Here is a 24,080-nt window from a genome sequence, read left to right on the forward strand (position 1 = left end):
AGCAGATTATGTCCGAGCAGCAGACGAGGCCCACCGAGGGGCAGGTAACTGCAGGAAATGGCCCGGGCTCCCATCTCCGCGACGAGAGGCTGCGTCGCGAGCTGACTCTCGAGGAGGTCGCCAGCCGGCTCCACCTTGACCGGGCGACCATTGAAAAACTCGAACGGGATGATTATCCCGCGCTGCCGCCGATGACTTTCGTGCGGGGCTATGTCCGCTCATACAGCGTCCTGCTTGGCATTGATCCGGATCCTCTGGTCGCAAGGCTGAAACAGGTCGCGCCGGCCGGTGAGGACAGCACCCTGAAAGCGGGGCCGGGCATGGATTCCGCCGGCAACCGCCGGAAATCCGTGGCCGGGTCCGCAGGCGGTCGGCTGCCGGTGATGGCGCTTTCCATCGCCCTGCTGATAGCGGTGGCGGGTACCGCCGGCTGGCTGCTGAGTCGCGAAGAGGCGGACTCCGTGGTTGACCCCAGCGGTGAGGATGCGACGGTCTCGCCGGCTGAGACCGAAGCCACTGAGGTCACTGAGCCCATCCAGCCCACCGAGCCCACCGAGCCGCGATCGGCCGAGTCGCCGCTGACCGAGCCCGAGCCGACTGAGCGGGAGTCCGCTGAACCGACGCCATCTCTGGCGGCCGTTCCTGTTGATCCGACCGTCGAGGCGGAAGTTGGGGAAGCCGCCCCGGGGATGGATTCACCACCGCAAACGGCTGCGATTGCCGATCTGCTCTTCGTGCCTGAGCCGGATCCGCTTAACGGCGATTCGTCCAATGCGACGGACATGGCCGTCAACCTCGGGTTCGTCTTCACCGGGGAATCCTGGGTTGAGGTCACCGATGCTCAGGGAGATCGTCTCATGTTCGGGCTAGTCACCAGCGGTGAGGAGCAGCTGCAGGGCGAGCCGCCATTCGACATCGTCATTGGCGATGTCAGCGCGGTCTCGCTGAGCTATCGGGGCGAGGCGGTGGATCTTGAACAACATGCGCGGGGCAATGTCGCTCGGTTTACGTTGGGTGATTCCTGAGCGCCAGGTCACCCGTTCGCTGGATTTTGTGGGGGAGTTTTGAGCGAGTCCATTCAGAGCATACGGGGCTTTGGCGATGTCCTGCCCGCCGAGAGCCCGGTTTGGCAGTTTGTCGAGGAGACATTCAAGGCGGAATTGAAGCGTTATGGCTTCGATGAAATCCGGCTGCCCATCGTGGAAAAAACCGAACTGTTCGCCCGCTCCATTGGTGAAGTGACGGACATTGTCGAAAAAGAGATGTACACCTTCCAGGATCGCAACGGCGACAGTCTGACCCTGCGGCCGGAGGGAACCGCCGGCTGTGTACGGGCGGCCCTGCAGCGGGGCCTTTTGCACAATGCGCGTCCGCGTTTGTGGTACACGGGGCCCATGTTTCGGCATGAAAGACCGCAGAAGGGTCGGTGCCGGCAGTTTCATCAGGTGGGAGCCGAGGCGTTCGGACTGTCGGGACCGGATATCGATGCCGAAATGATTCTCATGTCCGGCCGCATTCTTCGCGCGCTGGGGCTGCAGAATCTGCGTCTCGAAATCAACAACCTGGGCAGCAAGGCTTCTCGAGCGGCCTACCGGGAGCAGCTGGTGTCCTATTTCGAAGGGCAGGCCGACCAGTTGGACGAAGATGCCCGGCGGCGCCTGCATAGCAACCCCCTGCGCATCCTGGACACCAAGAACCCGGCCATGGTCGATGTGGTTCGGGATGCCCCGGACCTGCTGGCGGCCATTGATGACGACTCCCGGCAACACTTCGAGACACTGCAGCAGGTGCTGGGCGCGGCCAACCAGGCGTTCACCGTGAACTCCCGGCTGGTCCGTGGGCTGGATTATTACGGCGGAACCGTTTTCGAATGGATCAGTGACGATTTGGGGGCCCAGGGCACGGTACTGGCGGGCGGCCGCTACGATACGCTGGTCGCCCAGATCGGTGGCCGCGCCACCCCCGCCATTGGGTTTGCCGCTGGCATCGAAAGGCTGGTGGCTCTGGTTGAAGCGGCGGGTACCGCGCCGGCGCCCACCCGTCCCCATGCCTATCTGGTGATCGGCGACCCGGACCTGCTGGAAGAAGCCATTGCGCTGGCGGAGAGGCTCCGTGATGCATTGCCCGGGCTGCAGCTGGAGGTCAACGCCGGCGGTGGGTCGATGAAAAGCCAGCTACGCCGGGCCGACCGCAGTGGAGCGGCTCTAGCACTTTTGCTGGGCCATGAGGAAGTGGCCGCCGGCGAAGTAACCGTCAAGGATCTCCGGGGCCAGGCAGAACAGGCACGCGTTGCCATGGATGCCTTGCAAAAGACATTATTGCCCCTCTGTACACAGTGACCTGACAGGAGCCACGCCGTGGCCTACGAAGACGAAGAACAGCTTGAAAAACTCCGCAACTGGTGGCGCCAGTATGGCCAAACCGTGGTGATTGGTGTCCTGGCAGGTGTTGCCGCGGTGGTTGGCTGGCAGCAATGGCAGGCCTGGGAAGCCCGCCAGGCCACCGCCGCCGCCCAGGACTACGCCGCCGTGGTCACCGCCATCAACCAGGGCGACGTTGAGGCCGCCGACAATCGGTTGGCGCTGCTCCGCGAGGATCACCCGGGCAGCCCCTATGCCGTCATGGCGACCATGGCCGTGGCCACCGCCGAGCTGGCCGATGGGCGCGCTGACACCGCGGCGGACCTGCTGGCCTGGGTCAGCGAGGAGCGTGCCGACAGCCCGCTGACGGTGGTGGCACGACTGCGTCATGCCGAAGCCCTTGCAGCCGCAGGCCGGGATGACGAGGCGCTGGCAGCAACAGAGCCGACGCCGGACGGTCCGCTGTTGCCCCGCTACCTCGAGTTGAGAGGCGACCTTTTAGTGGCGCAGGGTGACCGTGACGGGGCCATCGCCGCTTACCAGGAGGCGTTGGAGCGGGCGCCGGGGCAGCGCCGATCGGTCCTGGAGCTCAAGCTGAATGATCTCGGCGGGGTGCCGGCATCGTGAGAGCGATAAAGCCTTCACTCACCGCTCTGGCGCTGGCGATCCTGCTGGCTGCCTGTGCAGCTCGCGAAGCGCCCGGCCCCGAACCCACCCCGGCCACTGAGGACGGCCGTCAGATCACCGTGGAGCAGCGTTGGTCTACTGAAATCGGTGAGGCAGCTGACGACGCCCACCGGTTGCAACCGGCCATGGCGGGCGGTCACCTGGTGATGGCTGCCGGCAACGGGCGGGTGGTGGCAATGGATCCTGCTACCGGCGATGAGCGCTGGGCTGTCAACCTGAATGCACCGATTGCCGGTGGCCCGGGCGCTGACGATGAACTGATCGCCGTCGGTACCAGCGATGGTGAAGTAATTGCACTGTCGGCGGCGGATGGTGAAGTCCAATGGCAGGCTCGGGTCAGCAGTGAAGTGCTGGCACCACCGGCCGTCGGCCAGGGCCATGTGGTGGTTCGCAGCGCCGACGGGCGGGTGTTCGCGCTGGATGCGGACAGCGGCGACCGGCGGTGGTTATTCAGCCGAAGCGTACCGGCACTCAGTCTGCGCGGACATTCATCGCCGGTGTTGGTGCGCAACGGCGTCGTGGCGGGTTTTGATAATGGCCGCCTGAGCGCTCTGTCGCTGGACAGCGGTGAGCCGGCCTGGGAGGCCACGGTGGCAGCGCCCCAGGGGCGAACCGATCTGGAGCGGATGGTGGATGTGGACGCTGACCCCCTGGTGCACCGTGGCGAATTGTTCGCTGGGGCTTACCAGGGGCGGGTCGTTGGCATCAACCTGGCCGATGGAGAAATTGCCTGGGCCCGAGGCATTTCATCTCTGGGTGGGCTCGCCGTGGATCAGGATAAACTGTACGCGACCGACGAGCAGGGGCGGATCTGGGCACTGGATCGCAGCAATGGCGCGTCCGTGTGGCGGGCCGACGACCTCGAAGGCAGTCGGTTAGGGAGTCCGGCTGTTCACGGAGAGTATCTGGTGGTGGGCTCCGCCGATGGACAGGTTCACTGGTTTCATCGCAATGATGGTCGCCTGGTGGCACGATACCGACTCGGTAACGCGCCGATTATGGCTCGACCGATTGTGGAGGCAGACCGGGTGATCGTGGTGGACCTTTCGGGCAACCTCGAGGCGCTGACAACTGATCACGAAAACTAAAGAGGAGAGCGGGGCATGCGGATGATTCTTCTCGGCCCCCCGGGTGCGGGCAAAGGCACGCAGGCGGAGGCCCTGTGCGAGACGTATGGGATCCCGAAAATATCCACCGGCGACATGCTCCGGGACGCGGTGAAGGCCGGCACCGAGCTTGGGCGCGCCGCCAAGGCGGTGATGGATGCAGGAGAGCTGGTTTCTGACGACATCATTATCGGGCTGGTCCGGGAGCGTATCGCTCAGCCGGACTGTGCGTCGGGATTCCTGCTCGACGGCTTTCCTCGCACCATCGCTCAAGCCGATGCCATCCGCGATGCCGGTGTGGTCATCGACGCGGTGGTGGAAATCCGGGTAGACGATGAGGACATCGTCGCTCGCATGGCCGGCCGTCGGGTCCATCCCGACTCGGGGCGGGTCTATCATGTGGAGAACGCGCCCCCGCAGCAGCCCGGCCTGGATGATGTCACCGGCGAGCCGCTGGTTCAGCGGGATGACGATCGCGAGGATACGGTTCGGCAGCGCCTGTCGGTCTACCACGAGCAGACCAGTCCCCTGGTGGCCTATTACCAGAACCTGGCCGCTGCTGGGGGGCCGGATGCCCCTCGTTTTGTCGCGGTGGATGGCCGTGGTGACATCGAGGTGGTGCGGCAGCGGATCGTGAGTGCCCTTGAGGGGTAGACGGAACCTCCATTTCGGTTGGCAATCTCAATAGTCATGAGATTCGCAACGCTTCTACTCGGCCTGCTGCTCTCCCTCCCGGTCTGGGGGGAGAGCATTCACAAGCTCACCATTGACGGGCCCATCGGACCGGTCACCGCCAATTACTTCCTCGATGGTCTGGAAACGGCCGAAGAGGAGGGCGCGGCTGCGGTTCTTCTGGAGATGAACACCCCGGGCGGGCTTGATCAGGCCATGCGGGACATCATCAGCGGCATTCTCAATGCCGAGATCCCGGTGATTACCCATGTCTCCCCGTCGGGGAGCCGGGCGGCCAGTGCCGGCACTTACATTCTGTATGCCAGTCACGTGGCGGCCATGGCGCCGGGGACCAACCTCGGTGCGGCGACACCCGTGCAGGTGGGCGGTGGTGCGCCCGGCATGCCCGAGGAGGAAGAACCGGAAGAGGGCAATGGCGATGAAGAGGCCAATGGCGAAGAAGCCAATGGTGAAGAGCCGGTGGCCGGAGATGCCGGCGAGCGAAAAATGATCAATGACGCGGTGGCTTACATCCGCTCCCTGGCCGAGCTTCGGGGGCGGAATGCGGACTGGGCCGAGCGTGCCGTGCGTGAATCCGTCAGCCTCTCTGCCACTGAGGCGGCGGAGAAAAACGTCATTGATCTCACCGCTTCCAGCACCGAGGGCCTCCTCGAAGCCATTGAGGGGCGGGTGGTTTCCGTGATGGACCGGGAACAGACGCTGGAGCTCGTGGGGGCCACTATAGAGGATCGGCCTCCGGATTGGCGGGATGAGCTCCTGTCCGCGATCACTCACCCCAATGTGGCGTACATCCTGCTGCTGGTGGGGATGTATGGCCTGATATTCGAGTTGGCCAACCCGGGGGCTCTGGTGCCGGGAACCATCGGCGGGATTTCTCTGCTGCTCGCGCTGTTTGCGCTGCAGGCCCTCCCGGTGAATCTGGCCGGGCTCGGGTTGCTGGCTTTCGGCGTGCTGCTGATGCTGGCTGAGGCTCTGGCGCCTTCCTTCGGTATACTGGGCGTGGGAGGCGTTCTGGCATTCGGTCTGGGCTCGCTGATGCTGTTCGAGGCGGGCGGACCCGGGTTCGAGATTTCTCTGGCGCTGGTGATTGGTGTCACTGCGGCCAGTCTGGTGATTTTCACGGGCACCGCCACCCTGGCCGTGCGGGCTTTCCAACGGCGGGGTGTCGCCGGCGTGTCCCACCTGGTGGACAACGAGGCCGAGGTGATCGGCACCGACCCCAGCTTGCGGGTCAAAGTGGAAGGCGAGAGCTGGCAGGCCCGCTGCGATGCCAGCCTCAACCCGGGCGACCGCGTGCGGGTGGTCGAAGTGGACGGGCTGACGCTTCATGTCGAGCCCCTTGGCAATCAAGGTGAGTGAGTCTCTGATGGACAGATATGGCGCGGCGGTGGATCAGTTCAGGGCGTGGTTTGATCTGGCCGGTGAGACACCGGGGGTTGATGATGCCACGGCCATGACGCTGGCGACCGCCGACGCCCAGGGTCGACCCAGTGCCCGCACGGTCCTGCTCAAGCATTTCGACGAGCGAGGTTTCGTGTTCTACACCAACGGCCACAGCCGGAAGGGCGAGCAGGTTGCCGCCAACCCGCGGGCCGCGCTGGTGTTTCTCTGGGAGCCGCTGGCTCGGCAGGTATTGGTTGAGGGGCATGTCGAGCCGGTCAGCGAGGCGGAATCAGACGCCTACTTCGCCAGCCGGCCTCGGCTGAGCCAGATCGGTGCCTGGGCCTCTCAGCAGTCCGAACCGCTGGCGGATCGAGCCACTTTTGATGCCCAGGTGGCGGAAGTGGAGTCCAGATTCGACGGGGTCGAGGTGCCGCGGCCTCCCCATTGGGGTGGCTACCGAGTCATCCCGGACATGCTGGAGTTCTGGCAGGGTCGCGACGGTCGTTTGCATGACCGTGAGCGTTTCTACCGGACCGCTTCCGGCGACTGGGAGTGGACGCTGCTGAATCCCTAGCGCCGGATCAGGCACTGCCCCCAAACTCAAGCCAGGGCTGCAGCTGGCCGGTCTCCGCAGAGGTGGTCAGCCGCTCCGGGCGCTCCAGATGCCAGGTGGCTCCCAGCTCGGCCGCTTGAGCTTCCCAGTGCTGGAGCAGGGCCCTAATTCCGTTTTCCCGAATCGGATAGTCGTGCTCAAGCAGCAGGAGTGATCCATCGGCCGACTGGATCATGACGGTGTAGGCGACGGGGCCTAACGAGGGAAGGCTCTGCTCGGTCCCGCTGATCACGGCGACATTGTGCGTCGCCCGTGCGGCTTCCAGTGACCCGACCACCGGCTCCCGGTACCAGCCCTGGTCATCCGGGAGTGCGTGGGCCTGGGCCACGGAGAGGGCCACCTCGGGGTCATCGGCCCCGATTCCGGACGCGGGCGCCGTTACCGAGACGTGAACGCCATGACGGGCTAAGCCGGCCATGGTCTGACGCTGGTTCTGAGTCCAGGTGGTGTAGTCCTCCTCGGCGGCCCGGGGGTCGTCGGGGCGTTCTTCAACCGACTGATCCCAGGTCTTCCAGGGTGTCCAGACCGATCCGCCAAAGGCAATAAATCGGTTGCCCGCTGAAAGCGCCTGGACTTCAACCGAATCCGGGCGGTACAGGGAGGCTTCAATAAGCTGCCACAATTCGCCGAACCCGGCGTGCTCCAACTGAACCTTCATGAGGGCCGAAAGATCGTGAAAGGTGGCATAACTCAAATTCACGGGTTCAACACCGAGCATTTGCCGGAGGGCCCGATCGGTGGCGAGACTGGCACGGCCTTTTTCCAGGAGTGTGCTTTCCAGAGTCTGTCGCAGCGGATCCAGCTGCGGCCCCGGGGCAATCAGAGCAAATGGTACGGCCAGCAGCGGGCCTGAACCGGGCTCCCTCGCCGGTGCGATGGCAGACTCGGGAAACCGTCCACCGGCGCTACCAATGGCCAATAGTTGAGGCTGAAAAGCGCCGCCCCGAAGACTGCCCCGATAAATATCCAGCATGGCCTCCACCATTGGCAGCCCGGGGCGGAGCAGCTCGGTCAGGTCATAAAGTGCAGCAGGCAGAATCAATCCGGCCGACTCCACCTCTTCGCCAACAATTCGGCGAAGATCATCAGCAATCGGCGCTGCAAGTAATTCGGCGCGATCCCGGTCCAGTGGTTCAGGCGGACGGCCCGTCATTACTGCCGAGGGTTCCAGTTCCACGGTCAGAACAGCGGGCGTTGCGGAGAGTGCCGCTTGCATTAACCAAACTCCTTTAATTCGTCCCTCATTGTAAACGTTTTTGCCTTTTCTGTTGTCAATGCATTATATTCCCGCTCGGCGTTTGGGCCGACCAATGAATGCACAAGACTATCGAGGTAAATATGGATCTCTCCACTTACACGACCCAGCAGCTTAACGAGCTCAAGAAAGATATTGATAAAGAGATTAATAGCCGGCGCAAGGAAGATGCGAAAAAGGCCCAGCAGGAAATCAAGCAGGTTGCCGAGCGCTACGGCTTTAATCTCACGGATCTGGTGGCAGGGCAGCCAGCCCGCACCCGGTCCAAGGGGAAAGTCCGTTTCCAGCATCCCGCAGACGCCAGCAAAACCTGGTCCGGGCGCGGGCGTAAACCCGGCTGGGTCAAGGAGTGGGAGGCCAGCGGCCGCTCGGTGGAGGAGCTTCGGGTCGACTGAACCCGCCGGGTCGCCTCATGGTGATGCGAGACGCCCTTGCCCGCACCTCGGCAGGCAGGGCGTCTCGCTTTAAGGCGGCGTTTCAGGAGGTGCGGTGTCGCTCTATGAGGCGTTTCTGCAGGGCCTGAAGATCGTCGGTCAAACGCACCGGATACGCGCCCGGATCCTTTAGTCTCTGCAGGGGCTGGGGCAATGCCTGCAGGGTCAGATTGCACCGTTCCCGCGCCGCTTGCAGACTCGGGTCAAACGCGGGTTCAATCCGCTTGCCCTGTTCCATTACCGTCGCCAGTAGGGCCTCTCCGGCACCGCGCTCTTCGAACAGGCCGAGGGTGTCGCCGGCCAGGATTCCGCCGTCCCCGTACTCGCGGAAAATCTGTTTGCGGCCCGGCAGGTCCGTCTTGCCTTCCGAGTGCTTGCCTCGGGGCGAGCCACCGTACTGATGCAGCTTGTAGGCGGAGTCAAGGAAAGCCACGTCCGCCGAGGTGTCCACGCTGGAGCCCACCCCCACGCCGTCAATGGGCGCACCGGCGGCAATCAGCGCCTCGATTCGATACTCATCAAGGCCGCCGCTGACCAAAATGCGGGTGTCCTGCAGGCCACCGGCATCGAGAATCTCTCGGACCATGGTGGCGTTGGCCGCCAGGTCGCCGCTGTCGATGCGGACGGCCTTGACGGGAATTTTCCGGTCAGCCAGGCGGGCCCCCAAATCCACAACCCGCTGTGCGGCCTGTCGGACATCGTAGGTATCGATCAACAGGATCGTGTTGTCCGGGTGATTGAGGGCGAAGCGTTCGAAAGCCTCGGCTTCGCAGTCGTGGGCGAGGACGAACGCATGGGCCATCGTGCCAGTGGCCGGGATACCATAGCGGGCGCTGGCCAGGCAGGTGGCTGTGGCCTGAAATCCGGCCAGATAACAGGCCCGGGCTGCCCAGGTGCCGGCTTCGCCGCCGTGGGCCCGGCGCATGCCGAAGTCGATTACGGGTGTCTGCCGCGCGGCCAATATGCAGCGCGCCGCCTTGCTGGCGATCAGGGTCTGGTAGTGAATGATGTTCATCAGGCGCGACTCGATGAACTGTGCCTCGGGAAGCGGTGCCACCACCTGCACCAGCGGCTCCTCGGCAAAAAAGGCGGTGCCTTCGGGTAAGGCGGTCACGGTACCGGTGAATCGGAAATCGGCCATCCGATCGACAAAATCCGCGGAGAAAAATCCGGACTCGCGCATCCAGTCGAGCTCGTCGGGCTTGAACTGGAGCTGCTCAAGCCATTCCAGTGCCTGCTCCAGACCCGCGGCGATGAAATAACCTCTTTGCGGCGAGTGACGCATGAAAAGCTCAAAGACCGCCTCGCCGGTCATGCCATGCTCGTAGTAGGTCTGCAGCATGGTCAGCTCGTACAGATCGGTGAGCAGAGGGGTGCGTTCCAGGTTCATGGTGTGCTGTCCTTGGTGCCCATACGGCTAACTGCGCAGACCGGTGCCTTGACGCAGCAGCCACATGCTGAGGCCACTGCCGGCGGCAATGAAAGCGAAAATAATGGCATAGGCGATGCCCAGCGGTATGTCCGAGCTCCCCAGGATGCCGTATCTAAACGCGTTGACCATGTAGAGAATCGGATTGGCCAGGGAAACCGTCTGCCAGAACTCCGGCAGCATGGACACCGAGTAGAACACGCCACCCAGATAAGTGAGCGGCGTGAGGATGAAGGTGGGCACGATGGCGATGTCGTCGAATTTCTTGGCGAACACCCCATTCAAGAAGCCACCAATGGAGAACAGCACCGCGGTGAGGAACACCACCGAGATGGTGACCGGGATGTTGTGCACCCGCAGATCAGCAAAGAAGCTGGCAATGATCGTTACAATCAGCCCGGTGAACAGTCCGCGACCGACTCCGCCCGCCACGTAACCGGCCAGAATCACGTAATTGGGGGTTGGAGAAACCAGCAGCTCCTCGATGTGGCGCTGGAATTTCGCCCCGAAAAACGACGAAACCACATTGGTGTACGAGTTGGTGATCACCGACATCATGATGATCCCCGGCGCGATGAACTCCATGAAGCTGTAGCCGTCCATGGGCCCGATACGGGAACCGATCAGGCTGCCAAAGATGATGAAATAGAGCGTCATGGTTATGGCCGGAGGGACCAGTGTCTGGACCCAGATGCGCAGATAGCGGTGAGTCTCTTTCCACGCCAGGGTGCGCAGGGCCGTCAATGTCTGTCGGGGGTATGCGGGATAGAGGGCTGCCATGGTCAGTCCGTTCCTGCGGCCGCGGTGGCCGGTTCCTTGCCGAGCATTCGCACGAAGAGCTCTTCCAGCCGGTTGGACTTGTTTTTCATGCTGGTGACGTTGACTCCGCTGCCATGGAGGCGTTCAAAAAGATCGGTTAGTGTTTGCTCGCCACGGATTTCCACTTCCACGGTGCGTTCGTCCACCGGAACCACGTGGAATTCCGGGAGCTCCGGCAGGCGGTTGATTGGCGCATCAATATCCAGCAGGAAGCTCTGGCTTTTCAGCTTCGACAGCAGCGAGCGCACGTCGGTGTTTTCGACAATTTCCCCACCATCGATAATGCCAATATTGCGGCACAGGGACTCGGCTTCCTCGAGGTAGTGGGTGGTGAGGATGATGGTGGTGCCTCGCTCGTTAATGTCGCGCAGGAACGTCCACATGGAACGGCGCAACTCGATGTCCACCCCCGCCGTGGGTTCGTCCAGAATGAGCAGGCGCGGTTCATGAATCAGCGCCCTGGCGATCATCAACCGCCGTTTCATGCCTCCGGACAGGGTGCGGGACGTCGCATCCCGCTTACCCCACAAATCCAATTCCCGTAGATAGCGCTCGGCCCGTTCCCGGGCGGTCGTTCGATCAATTCCGTAATAGCCCGCCTGGTTGAGCACGATGTCTCCGACGGTTTCGAACTGGTTGAAATTGAACTCCTGAGGGACCAGACCGAGGTTGGATTTGGCTTCCCAGGAGTCCCGGAACAGGTCATGGCCGAAGACTTCCACCTCACCGGAGGTAGGCGTCACCAGTGAGGCAACAATCCCGATGATGGTGGTCTTGCCGGCCCCGTTGGGTCCGAGCAGGCCAAAAAAGTCTCCGGGGGCAACGTCCAGGTCCACATTACGAAGAGCGGTGACTCCGCCGGAGTACGTTTTGTTCAACTGGCGCAGAGAAAGCGCGTTCATGGATATTCAAACCGGTTGGGTAGATCACCGGGCGGCAATCAAAGACGGCAAAGGTAGCCGCTGGCACCGCTTCGGTGCAACCGCTGCCCCCGCGCAGAGGCAGCGATCCCAATGGACACCCTATCCCCGCCGGCGTACAATTTCGCGGGTTATATCGATGACGGGAGGGCTCCGCGGAACCCTCCCGTTTTTGCGAGCAGGCGGGGTAGTTGGCGTGAGCGACAACGCGATTCTGGCATTAGAGGATGGTTCGGTTTTTCATGGCAGAGCCCTGGGAGCTCGCGGCAGGACTTGTGGAGAAGTGTGTTTCAACACGGCCATGACCGGCTATCAGGAAATCTGCACAGACCCCTCCTATTATGGCCAGCTGGTAACGCTGACCTACCCGCATATTGGCAACACCGGCACCAATCCGCTGGACGAAGAGGCCGATGGCACCCAGCTCGCCGGGCTGGTGATCCGCGACCAGCCCGTGCGGCTGAGTAACTGGCGCTCCACCGAGGGTTTGCCCGACTATCTCTCACGTAACGGGGTGGTGGGGATTTGCGAAATTGACACTCGCCGGCTGACGCGACTCCTGCGGGACAAGGGCGCGCAGAAGGGCTGCATCGTCTCCGGTGCCGAGGCCGCGGGGGAGACTGCTGCACAGAACGCGGTGGCTGCCGCCCAGGCGCATCCCGAGCTCACCGGTCGCGATCTGGTTCAGGCAGTGAGTACCACCGAGACCTACGAGTGGCGGCGGGGGACCTGGTCGCTGGACCATGACGAAACCGAGGCCCCCGAGCGCCTGGCCGGTGAGCTGCCCTGGCACGTGGTCGCTTATGACTTCGGGATCAAGAGAAACATCCTGCGGATGCTGGTGGATCACGGCTGCCGCGTCACGGTGGTGCCGGCGAAAACTCCCGCCGATGAAGTGCTGGCCATGCAGCCCAACGGGGTCTTTTTGTCCAATGGCCCCGGTGACCCGGAGCCGCTGGAGTACGCCATTTCGGCGACAAGGACATTCATCGAGGCGGGGTTGCCCGTATTTGGTATCTGTCTGGGCCATCAGCTCCTGGGGCTGGCGGCGGGTGGGCGCAGCCTGAAGATGAAGTTCGGCCACCATGGCGCCAACCATCCGGTGGTCGACGGCGCCACCCAGCGGGTGATGATCTCCAGTCAGAACCATGGCTTTGCCATCGACGCAGACAGCCTGCCGGACAATGTCCGGGTCATTAACCGCTCGCTATTCGACGACAGCCTGCAGGGCATTGAGCTTACCGACCGCCCGGCATTCAGCTTCCAGGGACATCCCGAAGCCAGTCCGGGGCCTCACGACGTTTCGCCCCTGTTTGCCCATTTCATTGATCTGATGGCCGCCCGCCCGGCGCCTCTCTGACTTATCGGTTGACTGAATCACCATGCCCAAGCGCACCGACATCGAAAGCATCCTGATCATTGGCGCCGGCCCGATCGTGATCGGTCAGGCCTGCGAATTTGACTACTCCGGCGCGCAAGCCTGCAAAGCGCTGAGGGAAGAGGGTTACCGGGTCATCCTGGTCAACTCCAATCCGGCAACGATCATGACCGATCCGGAGATGGCGGACTCGGTCTACATCGAGCCCATCCAGTGGCAGGTGGTGGAACGCATTATCGAGCGGGAGCGGCCGGATGTTCTTCTGCCCACCATGGGGGGGCAGACCGCGCTGAACTGCGCCCTCGACCTGGACCGGCACGGCGTGCTGTCGCGGTACGGGGTCGAAATGATCGGCGCCAGCAAGGCCGCCATCGACATGGCCGAAGACCGGGAAGCGTTCCGCCAGGCCATGGCCCGCATCGGCCTTGATACACCCGCCGCGCGAGTGGCCCACAGCATGGAACAGGCCCACGAGGCGCAGCGTGAGGTCGGATTTCCCACCATTATCCGGCCGTCGTTCACCATGGGCGGCAGCGGCGGCGGCATCGCCTGGAATGCCGAAGAGTTTGTCGAGATCTGCGAACGGGGTCTCGACCTCTCGCCCACCAACGAATTGCTCATTGAGGAGTCGGTTCTTGGCTGGAAAGAGTTTGAGATGGAGGTAGTTCGAGATCGCGCTGACAACGGCATCATTATCTGCGCCATCGAAAACCTGGACCCCATGGGGGTGCACACCGGCGACTCGATTACCGTGGCGCCGGCTCAGACCCTGACGGACAAGGAATACCAGATCATGCGCAACGCCTCGCTGGCGGTGCTGCGCGAGATTGGCGTGGAGACCGGCGGCTCCAACGTCCAGTTCGCCGTGAACCCGGAGAACGGGCGCCTGGTGGTCATCGAAATGAATCCCCGGGTGTCCCGTTCCTCGGCGCTGGCTTCCAAGGCAACCGGGTTTCCCATCGCCAAGGTGGCGGCCAAACTGGCGGTGGGCTACACCCTGGACGAACTGCGAAACGAAATCACCGGTGGCCGGACCCCGGCGTCCTTCGAGCCCAGCATCGACTACGTGGTCACCAAGATTCCGCGGTTCACGTTCGAGAAATTCATGCGTAGCAAGCCGGTGCTCACCACCCAGATGAAATCCGTGGGTGAGGTCATGGCCATCGGGCGCACGTTTCAGGAATCCCTGCAAAAAGCGCTGCGGGGGCTGGAAAACGGGCTGGAAGGCCTGGATCCGCGAATCGCGCCGGGGAGCGACGAGGCGTTGACGGCGGTCACCCAGGAGCTGCGCCAGCCGGGGCCGGAGCGGCTTCTGTGGGTGGCAGACGGGTTTCGGGCCGGGCTCGATATCGAGACGCTGTTCGGCCACACCTGGATCGACCCCTGGTTCCTTGCCCAGGTGGGTGATCTGGTGGAGCGCGAGTCAGCCATTGCCGGCCGTTCCCTTGAATCCCTGGGTCTGACAGAGCTGCGGGGGCTCAAGCGTTGTGGCTTCTCGGACGCCCGGATCGCCCGGCTCTGCGGGACCGATGAGCATGCGGTTCGGCAGCGGCGCCGGAATCTGGGTCTGAGGCCGGTTTACAAGCGGGTCGACTCCTGCGCTGCCGAGTTCGCGACCGCGACCGCCTACATGTATTCCACCTACGAAGAAGAAGACGAAGCGGCCCCCGGGGATCGGCGAAAGATCATGATCCTCGGAGGAGGGCCCAACCGGATCGGTCAGGGCATCGAGTTCGACTACTGCTGCGTGCATGCGGCGCTGGCGCTGAGGGACGACGGCTTCGAGACCATCATGGTCAACTGCAACCCGGAGACGGTCTCCACCGACTACGACACCTCGGACCGGTTGTATTTCGAGCCGCTCACCCTTGAGGACGTCCTGGAAATTGTCGAGACCGAGCAGCCCGAGGGCATTGTCATTCAGTACGGCGGCCAGACCCCGCTGAAACTGGCGCGGGATCTGGAAGCCTTCGGCGCACCGATCATCGGCACCACGCCGGATTCCATTGACCTCGCCGAGGACCGCGAGCGATTCCAGGGCCTGATTAACGAGGCCGGGCTCAAGCAGCCGCCGAACCGGACCGCAACCAGTGCCGAGCAGGCTTTCCGGTTGGCCGCAGAAATCGGCTATCCGCTGGTGGTGCGACCGTCCTACGTGCTCGGCGGCCGAGCCATGGAAATCGTCTACCAGGAGTCGGAACTTGCCCAGTACATGAACGAGGCGGTGAAGGTTTCCAACGAGTCGCCAGTGCTGCTGGATCGCTTTCTGGATGACGCTATCGAGGTGGACGTGGACGCGGTCTGCGACGGCGAAGAAGTCCTGATCGGCGGCATCATGGAACATATCGAACAGGCCGGTGTGCACTCCGGCGATTCTGCCTGCTCCCTGCCGCCCTATAGTCTCGCGCCCCAGGTCGGTGACCGGCTGCGGGCGCAGATGCGGGAAATGGCGCTGCGCCTGGGTGTCGTGGGGCTCATGAATGCCCAGTTTGCGATCAAGGGCGACGATATTTTCGTGCTCGAGGTCAACCCCAGGGCCTCGCGGACGGTGCCGTTCGTCTCCAAGGCCATTGGCCTGCCGCTGGCCAAGGTGGCAGCCCGCTGCATGGCCGGACGCAGCCTGCAGGATCAGGGCTGCACGCGGGAAATCATCGCCCCCTCCTACGCGGTCAAAGAGGCGGTCTTCCCGTTCATCAAATTCCCCGGGGTGGACCCGATTCTCGGCCCGGAAATGAAATCCACCGGCGAGGTGATGGGCATTGGTTCAAGCTTTGGCGAGGCCTACGCCAAGTCCCAGCTGGGTGCCGGTGTCGAGCTTCCGCGGGGTGGCCGGGTCTTCATTAGCGTGCGGGATGAGGACAAAGCCTCGGCGCCTGCCCTGGCCCAGGAGCTGCAGCGCAAGGGCTTTGAGGTCATCGCTACTACCGGAACGGCGGCGGTGCTGCACCAGGCGGGGATAGACTGCGGGATCATCAACAAAGTGGTTGAAGGCCGTCCCCATGTGGTAGACGCCATCAAGAACGCTGAAATTGATTTGATCATCAACACCACCGAAGGTCGCCAGGCCATTGCCGACTCCTATTCGATTCGCCGTGAGGCCCTGCATCACAAGGTGTGTTACACCACCACCATGGCGGGTGCCCGCGCCACCGTTCAGGCGCTTGATCATCTGGATCGCGTGGATGTGCGCTCCATTCAGGATCTGCACAGGGAGGTCTCAACATGAGCAAGACACCACTGACCGTGCGCGGTGCCGAGCAGCTCCGCGCCGAGCTCAACCGGTTGAAATCCGAAGATCGCCCGGGGGTCATTCGAGCCATCGCTGAAGCCCGGGAGCACGGCGATCTCAAGGAGAATGCCGAGTATCATGCGGCCCGGGAGCAGCAGGGCTTCATCGAGGGGCGCATCGCTGACATCGAGGCCAAGCTCGCCAATGCCCAGATCATCGACGTGACCCGGCTGCCGGCCACCGGCAAAGTGGTGTTCGGCGTCACGGTGGTGCTCGAAGCCGAGGAAGACGGCGAGGAAAAGACCTATCAGATCGTTGGCGAAGACGAGGCGGACATCAAAGCCGGCCTCATTTCGGTGCAGTCCCCCATGGCCCGGGCGCTGATCGGCAAGGAAGAGGGCGATGCGGTGGACGTGCAGGCGCCAGGAGGTCAGCGTGCCTACGAAATCGTCGAAGTCCGCTACGAGTAGTCCGCTGGACAGCGTCAAACTGGAATTGGCGGTGGTGCTCGGCCTGGCCGTGGGGCTGCTGGTGGTCATGTTCCGGGTGGATCTGGGTCACTGGACGGAGATCGGGCTGCTGGTTCTGGCCGGATTCGCCTTCGGCGGGTGGCTGGCCTGGCGTACCCGCCGGGCGGTGGATCAGCATCAGGCCGGCGGTGATCACTGATGCCTCGGAGCCGAGACAGTCGGCGCTGGCTCAAAGAGCATTTCAACGACCCCTTCGTGAAAGAAGCGCAGAAGCGCGGCCTGCGCTCCCGGGCGGTATTCAAGCTCGAAGAAATGGATGCCCGGGATCAACTGCTCCGCCCGGGCCAGTGTGTGGTGGATCTGGGGGCGGCCCCGGGAGGTTGGAGCGAATACGCCGCTCGGGTGGTGGGCGCCCGGGGGCGAGTGATCGCCATTGATCTGCTGGCGATGCCGCCCATTCAGGGTGTGGATTTCGTGCAGGCGGATTTCGGCACCGACGAGGGCCTGGCCCGGGTGGACGAGCTGCTGGGAGATCGTGCCCCGGACCTTGTTTTATCCGATATGGCCCCCAACATCTCTGGACAGAAGGCCGTCGATCAGCCGCGGTCCATGCACCTGGCCGAACTGGCGCTGGACTTCTGCGAGAACAGGCTGAACCCCGGCGGTAGCCTGGTAGTCAAAGTGTTTCAGGGCGAAGGTTTCGACGACCTCGTCAAATCAATGCGCGCCCGATTCGAGCGCGTCCAGAGCCGCAAGCCCCGGGCCTCCCGGGATAGAAGTCGCGAAGTTTATCTACTGGCCCGCGGGTTCCGCGCGTAGTAGGATGGCAGTCAAACTCTATTAGAGGTGAGCCGTCTTGAGTGACATGGCAAAAAACTTGATTCTGTGGGTGGTCATCGCCGTCGTGCTGATGTCCGTCTTCAGTAATTTCCAGAATGAGGGAACCACCGCTCAGGAGGTGCCCTACTCGCAATTCCTCAGCGAGGTGGATTCCGGCCAGGTTGATTCGGTGACCATGCAGGGGCCCGTCATTCGCGGCACCCGCGGGGACGGCTCGAACTTCAGTACCTATAATCCGGAAAGCGACAACAGTGCGCTGATCGGTCAATTGATGGACACCGGGGTGACCATTAACGCCGAGGAGCCCGAAGGAGGAAGCATGCTCATGCAGATCCTCATTTCGTGGTTCCCGTTCCTCCTGCTCATCGGTGTGTGGATCTACTTCATGCGCCAGATGCAGGGCGGTGGCGGCGGTCGGGGGGCCATGTCCTTCGGCAAGAGTAAGGCCAAGATGATGTCCGACGACCAGGTCAAGGTGACCTTCAAGGACGTCGCCGGTGTTGAAGAGGCCAAGCAGGACGTGGTGGAGCTGGTGGAATTCCTGAGGGACCCGTCCAAGTTCCAGCGCCTGGGTGGCACCATTCCCCGCGGCGTGCTGATGGTTGGACCGCCGGGGACGGGCAAGACCCTGCTGGCCAAGGCCATCGCGGGCGAGGCCCGCGTGCCCTTCTTCAGCATCTCTGGCTCGGACTTCGTTGAAATGTTCGTTGGTGTGGGCGCTTCCCGGGTCCGGGACATGTTCGCCCAGGCCAAGAAGCAGGCGCCCTGCATTATCTTCATCGACGAGCTGGACGCGGTGGGTCGTCAGCGTGGCGCTGGTCTTGGCGGCGGCCATGATGAGCGCGAGCAGACGCTCAACCAGATGCTGGTGGAGATGGACGGCTTTGAGGGCAACGAGGGCATTATCGTCATCGCGGCGACCAACCGCCCGGACGTGCTCGACCCGGCCCTGTTGCGTCCGGGGCGCTTCGATCGGCAGGTGGTGGTGCCCCTGCCGGATGTTCGCGGGCGCGAGCAGATCCTGCGGGTGCACATGAACAAAACGCCCATCGCTGAGGACGTAAACGCTCACATTCTGGCCCGTGGCTGCCCGGGATTTTCCGGCGCGGATCTGGCCAACCTGGTGAACGAGGCCGCGCTGTTCGCTGCCCGGCGTAGCAAGCGGGTGGTCGACCAGCAGGACTTCGAGGACGCCAAGGACAAGATCCTCATGGGCGCCGAGCGCAAGTCCATGGTGATGAACGAGGACGAGAAGCGACTGACCGCCTACCACGAGGCCGGTCACGCCATCGTCGGGCTCAAGGTGCCGGAGCACGATCCGGTCCACAAGGTCACCATCATTCCGCGGGGGCGGGCGCTGGGTGTCACCATGTTCCTTCCGGAAGAGGACCGGTACAGCTACACCCGGCGCCGTCTGAACAGTTCCATCTGTGGTCTGTTTGGTGGGCGGATCGCCGAGGAGATGATCTTTGGCGCCGAGAGCGTGACCACCGGTGCCCAGAACGACATCCAGCGGGTCACCGAGATTGCCCGCAACATGGTCACGAAGTGGGGCCTGTCGGACAAACTCGGTCCGCTGGCTTACGGCGAAGATGAAGGTGAGGTGTTTCTCGGTCACCAGGTGACCCAGTCGAAGACCATCTCGGACGAGACGGCTCATGCGATTGACGAAGAAGTGCGGCGCATCGTCGAGGAGAATTACAAAGAAGCCACTGGGGTTCTCGAGGAGAACAAGGATGCGCTTCACGCCATGGCGGATGCCTTGATGAAGTTCGAGACCATCGACCGGGATCAGATCGAAGACATCATGGCAGGCCGGGACCCCAGGCCGCCCAAGGAAGCGGACCGCGTGTCCGAGCCCGCCTCCTCATCGGGAGGCGAGACCGAGGAGACGCCGGAGAGCGGGTCGTCTGAAGAGCCGGGTGAAGATGTCGGCAAGCCGACCGGCAAGCCAGCCAGTGAGCATTAATCTGACCGAATGATGCCGCTGCTGGATTGTGGCGGGCGGGTGCTGGATCTCAGCCGCCCGCAGGTCATGGGAGTCCTCAATGTCACCCCCGATTCCTTCTCGGACGGGGGTGTTTTCATGGGAGCAGACACCGCCCTGGAGCGGGCACTGGCTATGGAATCCGAAGGCGCGGCCGTCATCGACGTGGGCGGCGAGTCCACCCGGCCGGGCTCCCAGGGCATCAGTGTCGAGGAAGAGCTGCGACGTGTCATACCCGTCCTGGAAGCGATTCGCTCCGAGACCTCCGTGCCTCTTTCCGTGGACACCTCAAAGCCGGAAGTCATGGTCGAGGCCGCCCGCGCCGGTGCCGGGCTGATCAATGATGTTATGGCCCTGCGTCGCCCCGGCGCTCTGGAGGCGGCCCGGGACACCGGATTGCCCGTCTGCCTGATGCACATGCAGGGCACCCCCGCGAGCATGCAGGACAACCCTCGGTACCGGGATGTGGTCGGCGAGGTGGAAGGCTTTCTTCTCGAGCGCGTTGCGGCGGCCGAAAGCGCCGGGATCCCGCGGGAGCGACTGGTTCTGGACCCCGGCTTTGGATTCGGTAAAACCGATCCGCACAACGCGGCCCTGCTGGCGGGTCTGCGCCGACTTGCCAGCCATGGTCTGCCGGTTCTGGCGGGATTGTCGCGAAAATCCCTGGTGGGTCGTGTCCTTGGCCGGGAACTGCCGGAGCGCCTGGCGGGGAGCGTGGCCGCTGCCGCATTGGCGACATGGAATGGCGCCCGGTTGCTCAGGGCCCACGACGTGCGGGAAACCGTGGATGCAGTAAGGTTAATGGAGTATGTCACCATGGAAGGGTGTCCGGTGGCAGAGACGGCGCAGGGAGGCCGATAGCGATGGAAAAGCGCTACTTTGGAACAGATGGTATTCGGGGTCGGGTCGGCGAGCCGCCCATCACCGCGGATTTTGTACTTAAGCTGGGCTGGGCCGCCGGTCGGGTGTTTCGGGAACATGGGGGTTCCGGGCGGGTGCTAATCGGCAAGGACACCCGGCTTTCCAATTACATGTTCGAATCGGCGCTGGAAGCGGGTCTTTCGGCGGCTGGCATGAATATTCAACTGCTGGGGCCAATCCCGACGCCGGGTATTGCTTACCTGACGCGGACCCTGCGGGCGGATGCCGGGATTGTGATCAGCGCTTCCCATAACAGCCACGAAGACAACGGCATCAAGTTCTTTTCGGCCGACGGCTACAAGCTGGATGATGCGCTGGAGCTGGCGATTGAAGCCTATCTTGACCGGTCACTGGAGACGGTGGGTTCCGCGGCCCTTGGCAAGGCGTCCCGCGTCATGGACGCGCCCGGGCGTTACATCGAGTTCTGCAAACACACCCTCATGCCCGGTGTCGGGCTGCACGGTCTCACCCTTGTGGTGGACTGTGCCAATGGCGCCGGTTACCAGATGGCGCCGGCGGTCTTCGAAGAGCTGGGTGCCCGGGTCATCCGGCGGGGCGTGGAGCCCGACGGCCTCAACATTAACGTGGACTGTGGCTCGACCTGTGTCAGTGAACTGCAGCGAGTGGTGCTCGATGCGGGAGCGGATGGTGGCATCGCCCTGGATGGTGACGGTGACCGCGTGATCATGGTGGACGAGCGGGGTCGGGTCATGGACGGCGACCAGCTGCTCTGGGCAATCGCCCGCAGCCGCCATCAGGCCGGTGGTCTGCGGGGGCCGGTGGTCGGCACGCAAATGAGCAACCTGGGCCTGGAGCTGGCGCTGTCGGGCATGGGCATCGACTTCCTTCGGGCCCAGGTGGGCGATCGCTACGTGCTCGAGATGCTGCATGCCCGGGACGGGATCCTGGGTGGGGAGTCTTCAGGGCACATTGTCTGCCTGGATCGAACCACCACCGGTGACGGGATCGTGGCGGCCCTGCAGGTGCTTGGGGGTGCCATCGAGAGTGGGGTACCCCTTGGCGACGCCATTAACGGCATGGACAAGCTGCCCCAGCACATGGTCAACGTCCCGGTCGGACGCGGGGCTCAGCCGATGGCCGACGCCCGGGTCACCGCCGCGGTGGAGACGCTCGAAGCGCGTCTGGGCAAGGCAGGCCGCGTGCTGCTCCGGCCGTCCGGGACCGAGCCTGTGGTTCGCGTCATGGTTGAAGGCCGGGAAGATGCACAGGTTCGCGCCCACGCCGAGGCGCTGGCTGAGGAAGTGGCCGCCTATTGCCAGCCAGAGGTGTCAGCGGCTACCGGTGATTGATTCTCGGAGTCCCGCCGAGTACTCTCGAGCGCTTTCCTGCTGACCATGAACGAATCGCAAGAGTAGCCCATGCGAACTCCGCTTATTGCCGGTAACTGGAAAATGAACGGCCTGCGCAGCGATGCCGTGCGCCTTGCCGATGAACTGGCGCGGCATCTGCCGGATCTCCACGGTGTCGAGGTGGTGGTGTGTCCGCCGTTTGTTCATCTTGAAGCCGTCAAACAGCCCCTGACCGGGACCGCGATCGCCATCGGTGCTCAGAACTGTGCCGATGCCGCACTCGGCGCCCGCACCGGGGAGGTGGCGGCGGAGATGCTGGCTGACCTTGGGGTGCGCCATGTCATTCTCGGTCATTCGGAGCGTCGCGAATACTACGCGGAGGACGATCGCGTTATTGCAGCGCGTTACCAGCGGGCGATGGCGAGCGGACTGGTCCCCATTCTGTGTGTGGGTGAGACGCTGGAGCAGCGTGACGCCGGCCGCAGTGAAGCCATCGTCGAGGCGCAGATCCGGGGCATCACGGATCTTATCGGCGCCGATGGGCTGGGGGCTGGCGTGATCGCCTATGAGCCGGTCTGGGCGATCGGTACGGGTCGTACGGCCAGCGCAGAACAGGCGCAGTCCATGCATCGCTTCATCCGGGAGTGCCTTGCGACCATTGAGGGTCATGACGGCGCCGCAGAGCGCCGGCTGCTCTATGGTGGCAGCATGAAGCCGGATAACGCGGCTAAGCTGCTGGCCATGGAAGATGTGGACGGCGGTCTGGTCGGCGGTGCATCCCTGAACGCCGAGGGCTTTGCGGCCATCTGTGCCGCCGTGCCCCGCGGTTGAACCGCGGATTTTTAACGCAGAGGAAACATGTACACGATCATTCTGGCGATTCATCTGGTCCTTGCACTGACGCTCATTGGTGTTGTGCTGCTGCAGCACGGCAAGGGGGCAGACGCCGGTGCGGCGTTTGGCAGCGGCGCATCCAGCACGGTTTTTGGTGCCCGCGGCTCGGCGTCCTTCCTCGGTCGGCTGACCTGGGGGCTTGGAATCGCGTTTTTCATCACCAGCCTGACGCTGGCCATCATGGCTGGCACCTTTACGGCGGACACGGACAGTGTGCTTGACCGCGAGGTGGAGGAGCCCGCCACTCAGGAGCTGCCGCCGGTGCCGGATGACGCCATTGACGGCCGCTCCAACGGCGCTGAGCCCGGCCCTGCCCCGGATTAGAGGCGTCGCCCGCGTTGTGGCACGGGGCGCATCCTGTTAGCATTTTCTCTGTCATTGGTCTCAGTCACGCGGATGTGGTGGAACTGGTAGACACGCTGTCTTGAGGGGGCAGTGGCGAAAGCCGTGCCGGTTCGAGTCCGGCCATCCGCACCATGAACCAACTTCTCTTCTTAGCAATCAGGATGGCGTTTCCCGATGCTCGAGAGCTATCTACCGATTCTGGTCTTCATCGTGTTGGCCATGGTGATCGGCGTGGTGCCGCTCGCAGCGGGGTTCATCCTGGCGCCCCGGCGGCCCGAGCACGAAAAGCTCACTCCCTACGAATGCGGTTTTGAGGCTTTCGAGGATTCGCGCATGCAGTTCGACGTGCGCTATTACCTCGTCGCCATACTGTTCATCATATTCGACCTGGAAATCGCCTTCCTCTTTCCGTGGGCCATCGTTCTGGACGACATCGGCCTGTTTGGCTTTGGAGCCATGGCGATTTTCGTTGGCGTACTGCTGGTCGGATTCCTTTACGAGTGGAAGAAAGGAGCGCTGGAATGGGAGTAGAGGGCGTCCTTGAAAAAGGTTTTGTAACCACTTCCGCGGACAAGCTGATCAACTGGGCCCGGACCGGGTCGCTGTGGCCGATGACTTTCGGGTTGGCCTGCTGTGCCGTGGAAATGATGCATGCCGGTGCGGCTCGCTACGACATGGACCGAATGGGTCTGATCTTTCGGCCCTCGCCGCGGCAGTCCGACGTCATGATCGTGGCGGGGACCCTGGTCAACAAGATGGCGCCGGCTCTCCGCCGGGTCTACGACCAGATGCCCGATCCCAAGTGGGTGATCTCCATGGGGTCCTGTGCCAACGGCGGCGGCTACTATCATTATTCCTACTCGGTGACGCGTGGCTGTGACCGTATCGTGCCGGTGGATATTTATGTGCCCGGGTGTCCACCTACCGCCGAAGCGCTGCTCTACGGCGTGGTGCAGCTGCAGAACAAGATTCGGCGCACCAACACCATCGCCCGCTGAGGTGCTGAC

The 24,080-nt window shown here is 63.2% G+C and carries 24 protein-coding genes and 1 tRNA gene; 21 read left to right on the top strand and 4 right to left on the bottom strand.

What is annotated here, in order from left to right; all coding sequences use genetic code 11:
- The first annotated feature begins 8 nt into the window (after nucleotides 1–8).
- From GJ672_RS02970 to pdxH, 7 genes are read left to right on the top strand one after another with little or no spacing between them, the layout of a single operon-like run.
- Complete coding sequence (locus tag GJ672_RS02970; protein ID WP_154295798.1) at nucleotides 9–1,025, top strand: RodZ domain-containing protein; 1,017 nt, start codon at nucleotides 9–11, stop codon at nucleotides 1,023–1,025.
- A gap of 39 nt (nucleotides 1,026–1,064) precedes the next feature.
- Nucleotides 1,065–2,339 (top strand): histidine--tRNA ligase, encoded by a 1,275-nt coding sequence (hisS, locus tag GJ672_RS02975; protein ID WP_154295799.1) that lies wholly within the window; start codon nucleotides 1,065–1,067, stop codon nucleotides 2,337–2,339.
- Between the two features lie 18 nt (nucleotides 2,340–2,357).
- Nucleotides 2,358–2,987, top strand: a complete 630-nt coding sequence (locus GJ672_RS02980; protein WP_154295800.1) for a tetratricopeptide repeat protein — start codon at nucleotides 2,358–2,360, stop codon at nucleotides 2,985–2,987.
- Nucleotides 2,984–4,135 (top strand): outer membrane protein assembly factor BamB, encoded by a 1,152-nt coding sequence (gene bamB / locus GJ672_RS02985; RefSeq protein ID WP_229381937.1) that lies wholly within the window; start codon nucleotides 2,984–2,986, stop codon nucleotides 4,133–4,135. Before GJ672_RS02980 ends, bamB begins: the two co-directional genes overlap by 4 nt.
- 15 nt (nucleotides 4,136–4,150) lie before the next feature.
- Nucleotides 4,151–4,807 (top strand): adenylate kinase, encoded by a 657-nt coding sequence (gene adk, locus GJ672_RS02990; RefSeq protein WP_154295801.1) that lies wholly within the window; start codon nucleotides 4,151–4,153, stop codon nucleotides 4,805–4,807.
- Nucleotides 4,808–4,843: 36 nt separating this feature from the next.
- Nucleotides 4,844–6,205: a nodulation protein NfeD gene (locus tag GJ672_RS02995; protein ID WP_154295802.1), complete on the top strand. Its 1,362-nt coding sequence runs from the start codon at nucleotides 4,844–4,846 to the stop codon at nucleotides 6,203–6,205.
- Between the two features lie 7 nt (nucleotides 6,206–6,212).
- Nucleotides 6,213–6,803 carry a pyridoxamine 5'-phosphate oxidase gene (gene pdxH / locus GJ672_RS03000; protein ID WP_154295803.1) on the top strand — a complete coding sequence of 197 codons (591 nt, stop codon included), beginning with the start codon at nucleotides 6,213–6,215 and terminating at the stop codon, nucleotides 6,801–6,803.
- Between the two features lie 7 nt (nucleotides 6,804–6,810).
- Here pdxH and GJ672_RS03005 read toward each other — a convergent pair whose 3' ends face one another.
- Nucleotides 6,811–8,058: a hypothetical protein gene (locus GJ672_RS03005; RefSeq protein WP_154295804.1), complete on the bottom strand. Its 1,248-nt coding sequence runs from the start codon at nucleotides 8,056–8,058 to the stop codon at nucleotides 6,811–6,813.
- 98 nt (nucleotides 8,059–8,156) lie between these two features.
- On the opposite strand from GJ672_RS03005, the gene GJ672_RS03010 reads away from it, so the two are divergent.
- Nucleotides 8,157–8,492 carry an H-NS family nucleoid-associated regulatory protein gene (locus tag GJ672_RS03010; protein WP_229381938.1) on the top strand — a complete coding sequence of 112 codons (336 nt, stop codon included), beginning with the start codon at nucleotides 8,157–8,159 and terminating at the stop codon, nucleotides 8,490–8,492.
- A gap of 82 nt (nucleotides 8,493–8,574) precedes the next feature.
- On the opposite strand, the gene GJ672_RS03015 is transcribed toward GJ672_RS03010, so the two are convergent.
- From GJ672_RS03015 to GJ672_RS03025, 3 genes are read right to left on the bottom strand one after another with little or no spacing between them, the layout of a single operon-like run.
- Entirely contained in the window at nucleotides 8,575–9,921 is a 1,347-nt protein-coding gene (locus GJ672_RS03015; protein ID WP_154295805.1) for a nicotinate phosphoribosyltransferase, read from the bottom strand.
- Between the two features lie 27 nt (nucleotides 9,922–9,948).
- A complete protein-coding gene (locus GJ672_RS03020; RefSeq protein ID WP_154295806.1) occupies nucleotides 9,949–10,740 on the bottom strand; it encodes an ABC transporter permease in 792 nt (263 codons plus the stop codon).
- 2 nt (nucleotides 10,741–10,742) lie between these two features.
- On the bottom strand, nucleotides 10,743–11,681 hold the full coding sequence (locus GJ672_RS03025; protein ID WP_154295807.1) for an ABC transporter ATP-binding protein: 939 nt from the start codon (nucleotides 11,679–11,681) through the stop codon (nucleotides 10,743–10,745).
- Nucleotides 11,682–11,895: 214 nt separating this feature from the next.
- Between GJ672_RS03025 and carA the strand changes: the two genes are divergently transcribed.
- The 13 genes from carA (at nucleotide 11,896) to GJ672_RS03090 (ending at nucleotide 24,071) form a co-directional block, all read left to right on the top strand.
- Nucleotides 11,896–13,059: a glutamine-hydrolyzing carbamoyl-phosphate synthase small subunit gene (carA, locus tag GJ672_RS03030; protein ID WP_154295808.1), complete on the top strand. Its 1,164-nt coding sequence runs from the start codon at nucleotides 11,896–11,898 to the stop codon at nucleotides 13,057–13,059.
- Between the two features lie 22 nt (nucleotides 13,060–13,081).
- Nucleotides 13,082–16,303, top strand: a complete 3,222-nt coding sequence (gene carB, locus GJ672_RS03035; RefSeq protein WP_154295809.1) for a carbamoyl-phosphate synthase large subunit — start codon at nucleotides 13,082–13,084, stop codon at nucleotides 16,301–16,303.
- Complete coding sequence (gene greA / locus GJ672_RS03040) at nucleotides 16,300–16,776, top strand: transcription elongation factor GreA (RefSeq protein WP_154295810.1); 477 nt, start codon at nucleotides 16,300–16,302, stop codon at nucleotides 16,774–16,776. Before carB ends, greA begins: the two co-directional genes overlap by 4 nt.
- Nucleotides 16,742–16,975: a hypothetical protein gene (locus GJ672_RS03045; RefSeq protein ID WP_154295811.1), complete on the top strand. Its 234-nt coding sequence runs from the start codon at nucleotides 16,742–16,744 to the stop codon at nucleotides 16,973–16,975. The genes greA and GJ672_RS03045 overlap by 35 nt, the downstream gene beginning before the upstream one ends.
- Nucleotides 16,975–17,595 (top strand): 23S rRNA (uridine(2552)-2'-O)-methyltransferase RlmE, encoded by a 621-nt coding sequence (gene rlmE, locus GJ672_RS03050; protein ID WP_229381939.1) that lies wholly within the window; start codon nucleotides 16,975–16,977, stop codon nucleotides 17,593–17,595. Before GJ672_RS03045 ends, rlmE begins: the two co-directional genes overlap by 1 nt.
- A 46-nt stretch (nucleotides 17,596–17,641) precedes the next feature.
- Nucleotides 17,642–19,585 carry an ATP-dependent zinc metalloprotease FtsH gene (ftsH, locus tag GJ672_RS03055; RefSeq protein ID WP_154295813.1) on the top strand — a complete coding sequence of 648 codons (1,944 nt, stop codon included), beginning with the start codon at nucleotides 17,642–17,644 and terminating at the stop codon, nucleotides 19,583–19,585.
- Nucleotides 19,586–19,594: 9 nt separating this feature from the next.
- On the top strand, nucleotides 19,595–20,464 hold the full coding sequence (folP, locus tag GJ672_RS03060; RefSeq protein WP_229381940.1) for a dihydropteroate synthase: 870 nt from the start codon (nucleotides 19,595–19,597) through the stop codon (nucleotides 20,462–20,464).
- Nucleotides 20,465–20,466: 2 nt separating this feature from the next.
- Nucleotides 20,467–21,834 (top strand): phosphoglucosamine mutase, encoded by a 1,368-nt coding sequence (glmM, locus tag GJ672_RS03065; protein ID WP_154295814.1) that lies wholly within the window; start codon nucleotides 20,467–20,469, stop codon nucleotides 21,832–21,834.
- A 69-nt stretch (nucleotides 21,835–21,903) separates the two neighbouring features.
- Entirely contained in the window at nucleotides 21,904–22,665 is a 762-nt protein-coding gene (gene tpiA, locus GJ672_RS03070) for a triose-phosphate isomerase (protein WP_154295815.1), read from the top strand.
- A 27-nt stretch (nucleotides 22,666–22,692) separates the two neighbouring features.
- Nucleotides 22,693–23,052, top strand: coding sequence for a preprotein translocase subunit SecG (secG, locus tag GJ672_RS03075; protein ID WP_154295816.1), 360 nt, complete (start codon nucleotides 22,693–22,695; stop codon nucleotides 23,050–23,052).
- A 68-nt stretch (nucleotides 23,053–23,120) separates the two neighbouring features.
- Nucleotides 23,121–23,205: transfer RNA gene (locus GJ672_RS03080), tRNA-Leu, on the top strand.
- A gap of 42 nt (nucleotides 23,206–23,247) precedes the next feature.
- A complete protein-coding gene (locus GJ672_RS03085) occupies nucleotides 23,248–23,604 on the top strand; it encodes an NADH-quinone oxidoreductase subunit A (RefSeq protein ID WP_154295817.1) in 357 nt (118 codons plus the stop codon).
- The gene (locus GJ672_RS03090; RefSeq protein WP_154295818.1) at nucleotides 23,595–24,071 is read left to right on the top strand and encodes an NADH-quinone oxidoreductase subunit B family protein; all 477 of its coding nucleotides are present in this window, start codon (nucleotides 23,595–23,597) and stop codon (nucleotides 24,069–24,071) included. Before GJ672_RS03085 ends, GJ672_RS03090 begins: the two co-directional genes overlap by 10 nt.
- Nucleotides 24,072–24,080: the final 9 nt, after the last annotated feature.

This window comes from Spiribacter sp. 2438 (genome assembly GCF_009676705.1).
Taxonomy (GTDB): domain Bacteria; phylum Pseudomonadota; class Gammaproteobacteria; order Nitrococcales; family Nitrococcaceae; genus Spiribacter.

Coding starts and splice junctions, on each gene's coding strand:
- GJ672_RS03020 (WP_154295806.1), bottom strand. CDS start 10,740: ATGGCAGCCCTCTATCCCGCATACCCCCGACAGACATTGACGGCCCTG.
- rlmE (WP_229381939.1), top strand. CDS start 16,975: ATGCCTCGGAGCCGAGACAGTCGGCGCTGGCTCAAAGAGCATTTCAAC.
- GJ672_RS02995 (WP_154295802.1), top strand. CDS start 4,844: ATGAGATTCGCAACGCTTCTACTCGGCCTGCTGCTCTCCCTCCCGGTC.
- secG (WP_154295816.1), top strand. CDS start 22,693: ATGTACACGATCATTCTGGCGATTCATCTGGTCCTTGCACTGACGCTC.
- glmM (WP_154295814.1), top strand. CDS start 20,467: ATGGAAAAGCGCTACTTTGGAACAGATGGTATTCGGGGTCGGGTCGGC.
- GJ672_RS03010 (WP_229381938.1), top strand. CDS start 8,157: ATGCACAAGACTATCGAGGTAAATATGGATCTCTCCACTTACACGACC.
- GJ672_RS03025 (WP_154295807.1), bottom strand. CDS start 11,681: ATGAACGCGCTTTCTCTGCGCCAGTTGAACAAAACGTACTCCGGCGGA.
- carB (WP_154295809.1), top strand. CDS start 13,082: ATGCCCAAGCGCACCGACATCGAAAGCATCCTGATCATTGGCGCCGGC.
- folP (WP_229381940.1), top strand. CDS start 19,595: ATGATGCCGCTGCTGGATTGTGGCGGGCGGGTGCTGGATCTCAGCCGC.
- tpiA (WP_154295815.1), top strand. CDS start 21,904: ATGCGAACTCCGCTTATTGCCGGTAACTGGAAAATGAACGGCCTGCGC.
- ftsH (WP_154295813.1), top strand. CDS start 17,642: ATGGCAAAAAACTTGATTCTGTGGGTGGTCATCGCCGTCGTGCTGATG.
- GJ672_RS03085 (WP_154295817.1), top strand. CDS start 23,248: ATGCTCGAGAGCTATCTACCGATTCTGGTCTTCATCGTGTTGGCCATG.
- GJ672_RS02970 (WP_154295798.1), top strand. CDS start 9: ATGTCCGAGCAGCAGACGAGGCCCACCGAGGGGCAGGTAACTGCAGGA.
- GJ672_RS03090 (WP_154295818.1), top strand. CDS start 23,595: ATGGGAGTAGAGGGCGTCCTTGAAAAAGGTTTTGTAACCACTTCCGCG.
- adk (WP_154295801.1), top strand. CDS start 4,151: ATGCGGATGATTCTTCTCGGCCCCCCGGGTGCGGGCAAAGGCACGCAG.
- greA (WP_154295810.1), top strand. CDS start 16,300: ATGAGCAAGACACCACTGACCGTGCGCGGTGCCGAGCAGCTCCGCGCC.
- GJ672_RS03005 (WP_154295804.1), bottom strand. CDS start 8,058: ATGCAAGCGGCACTCTCCGCAACGCCCGCTGTTCTGACCGTGGAACTG.
- GJ672_RS03015 (WP_154295805.1), bottom strand. CDS start 9,921: ATGAACCTGGAACGCACCCCTCTGCTCACCGATCTGTACGAGCTGACC.
- pdxH (WP_154295803.1), top strand. CDS start 6,213: ATGGACAGATATGGCGCGGCGGTGGATCAGTTCAGGGCGTGGTTTGAT.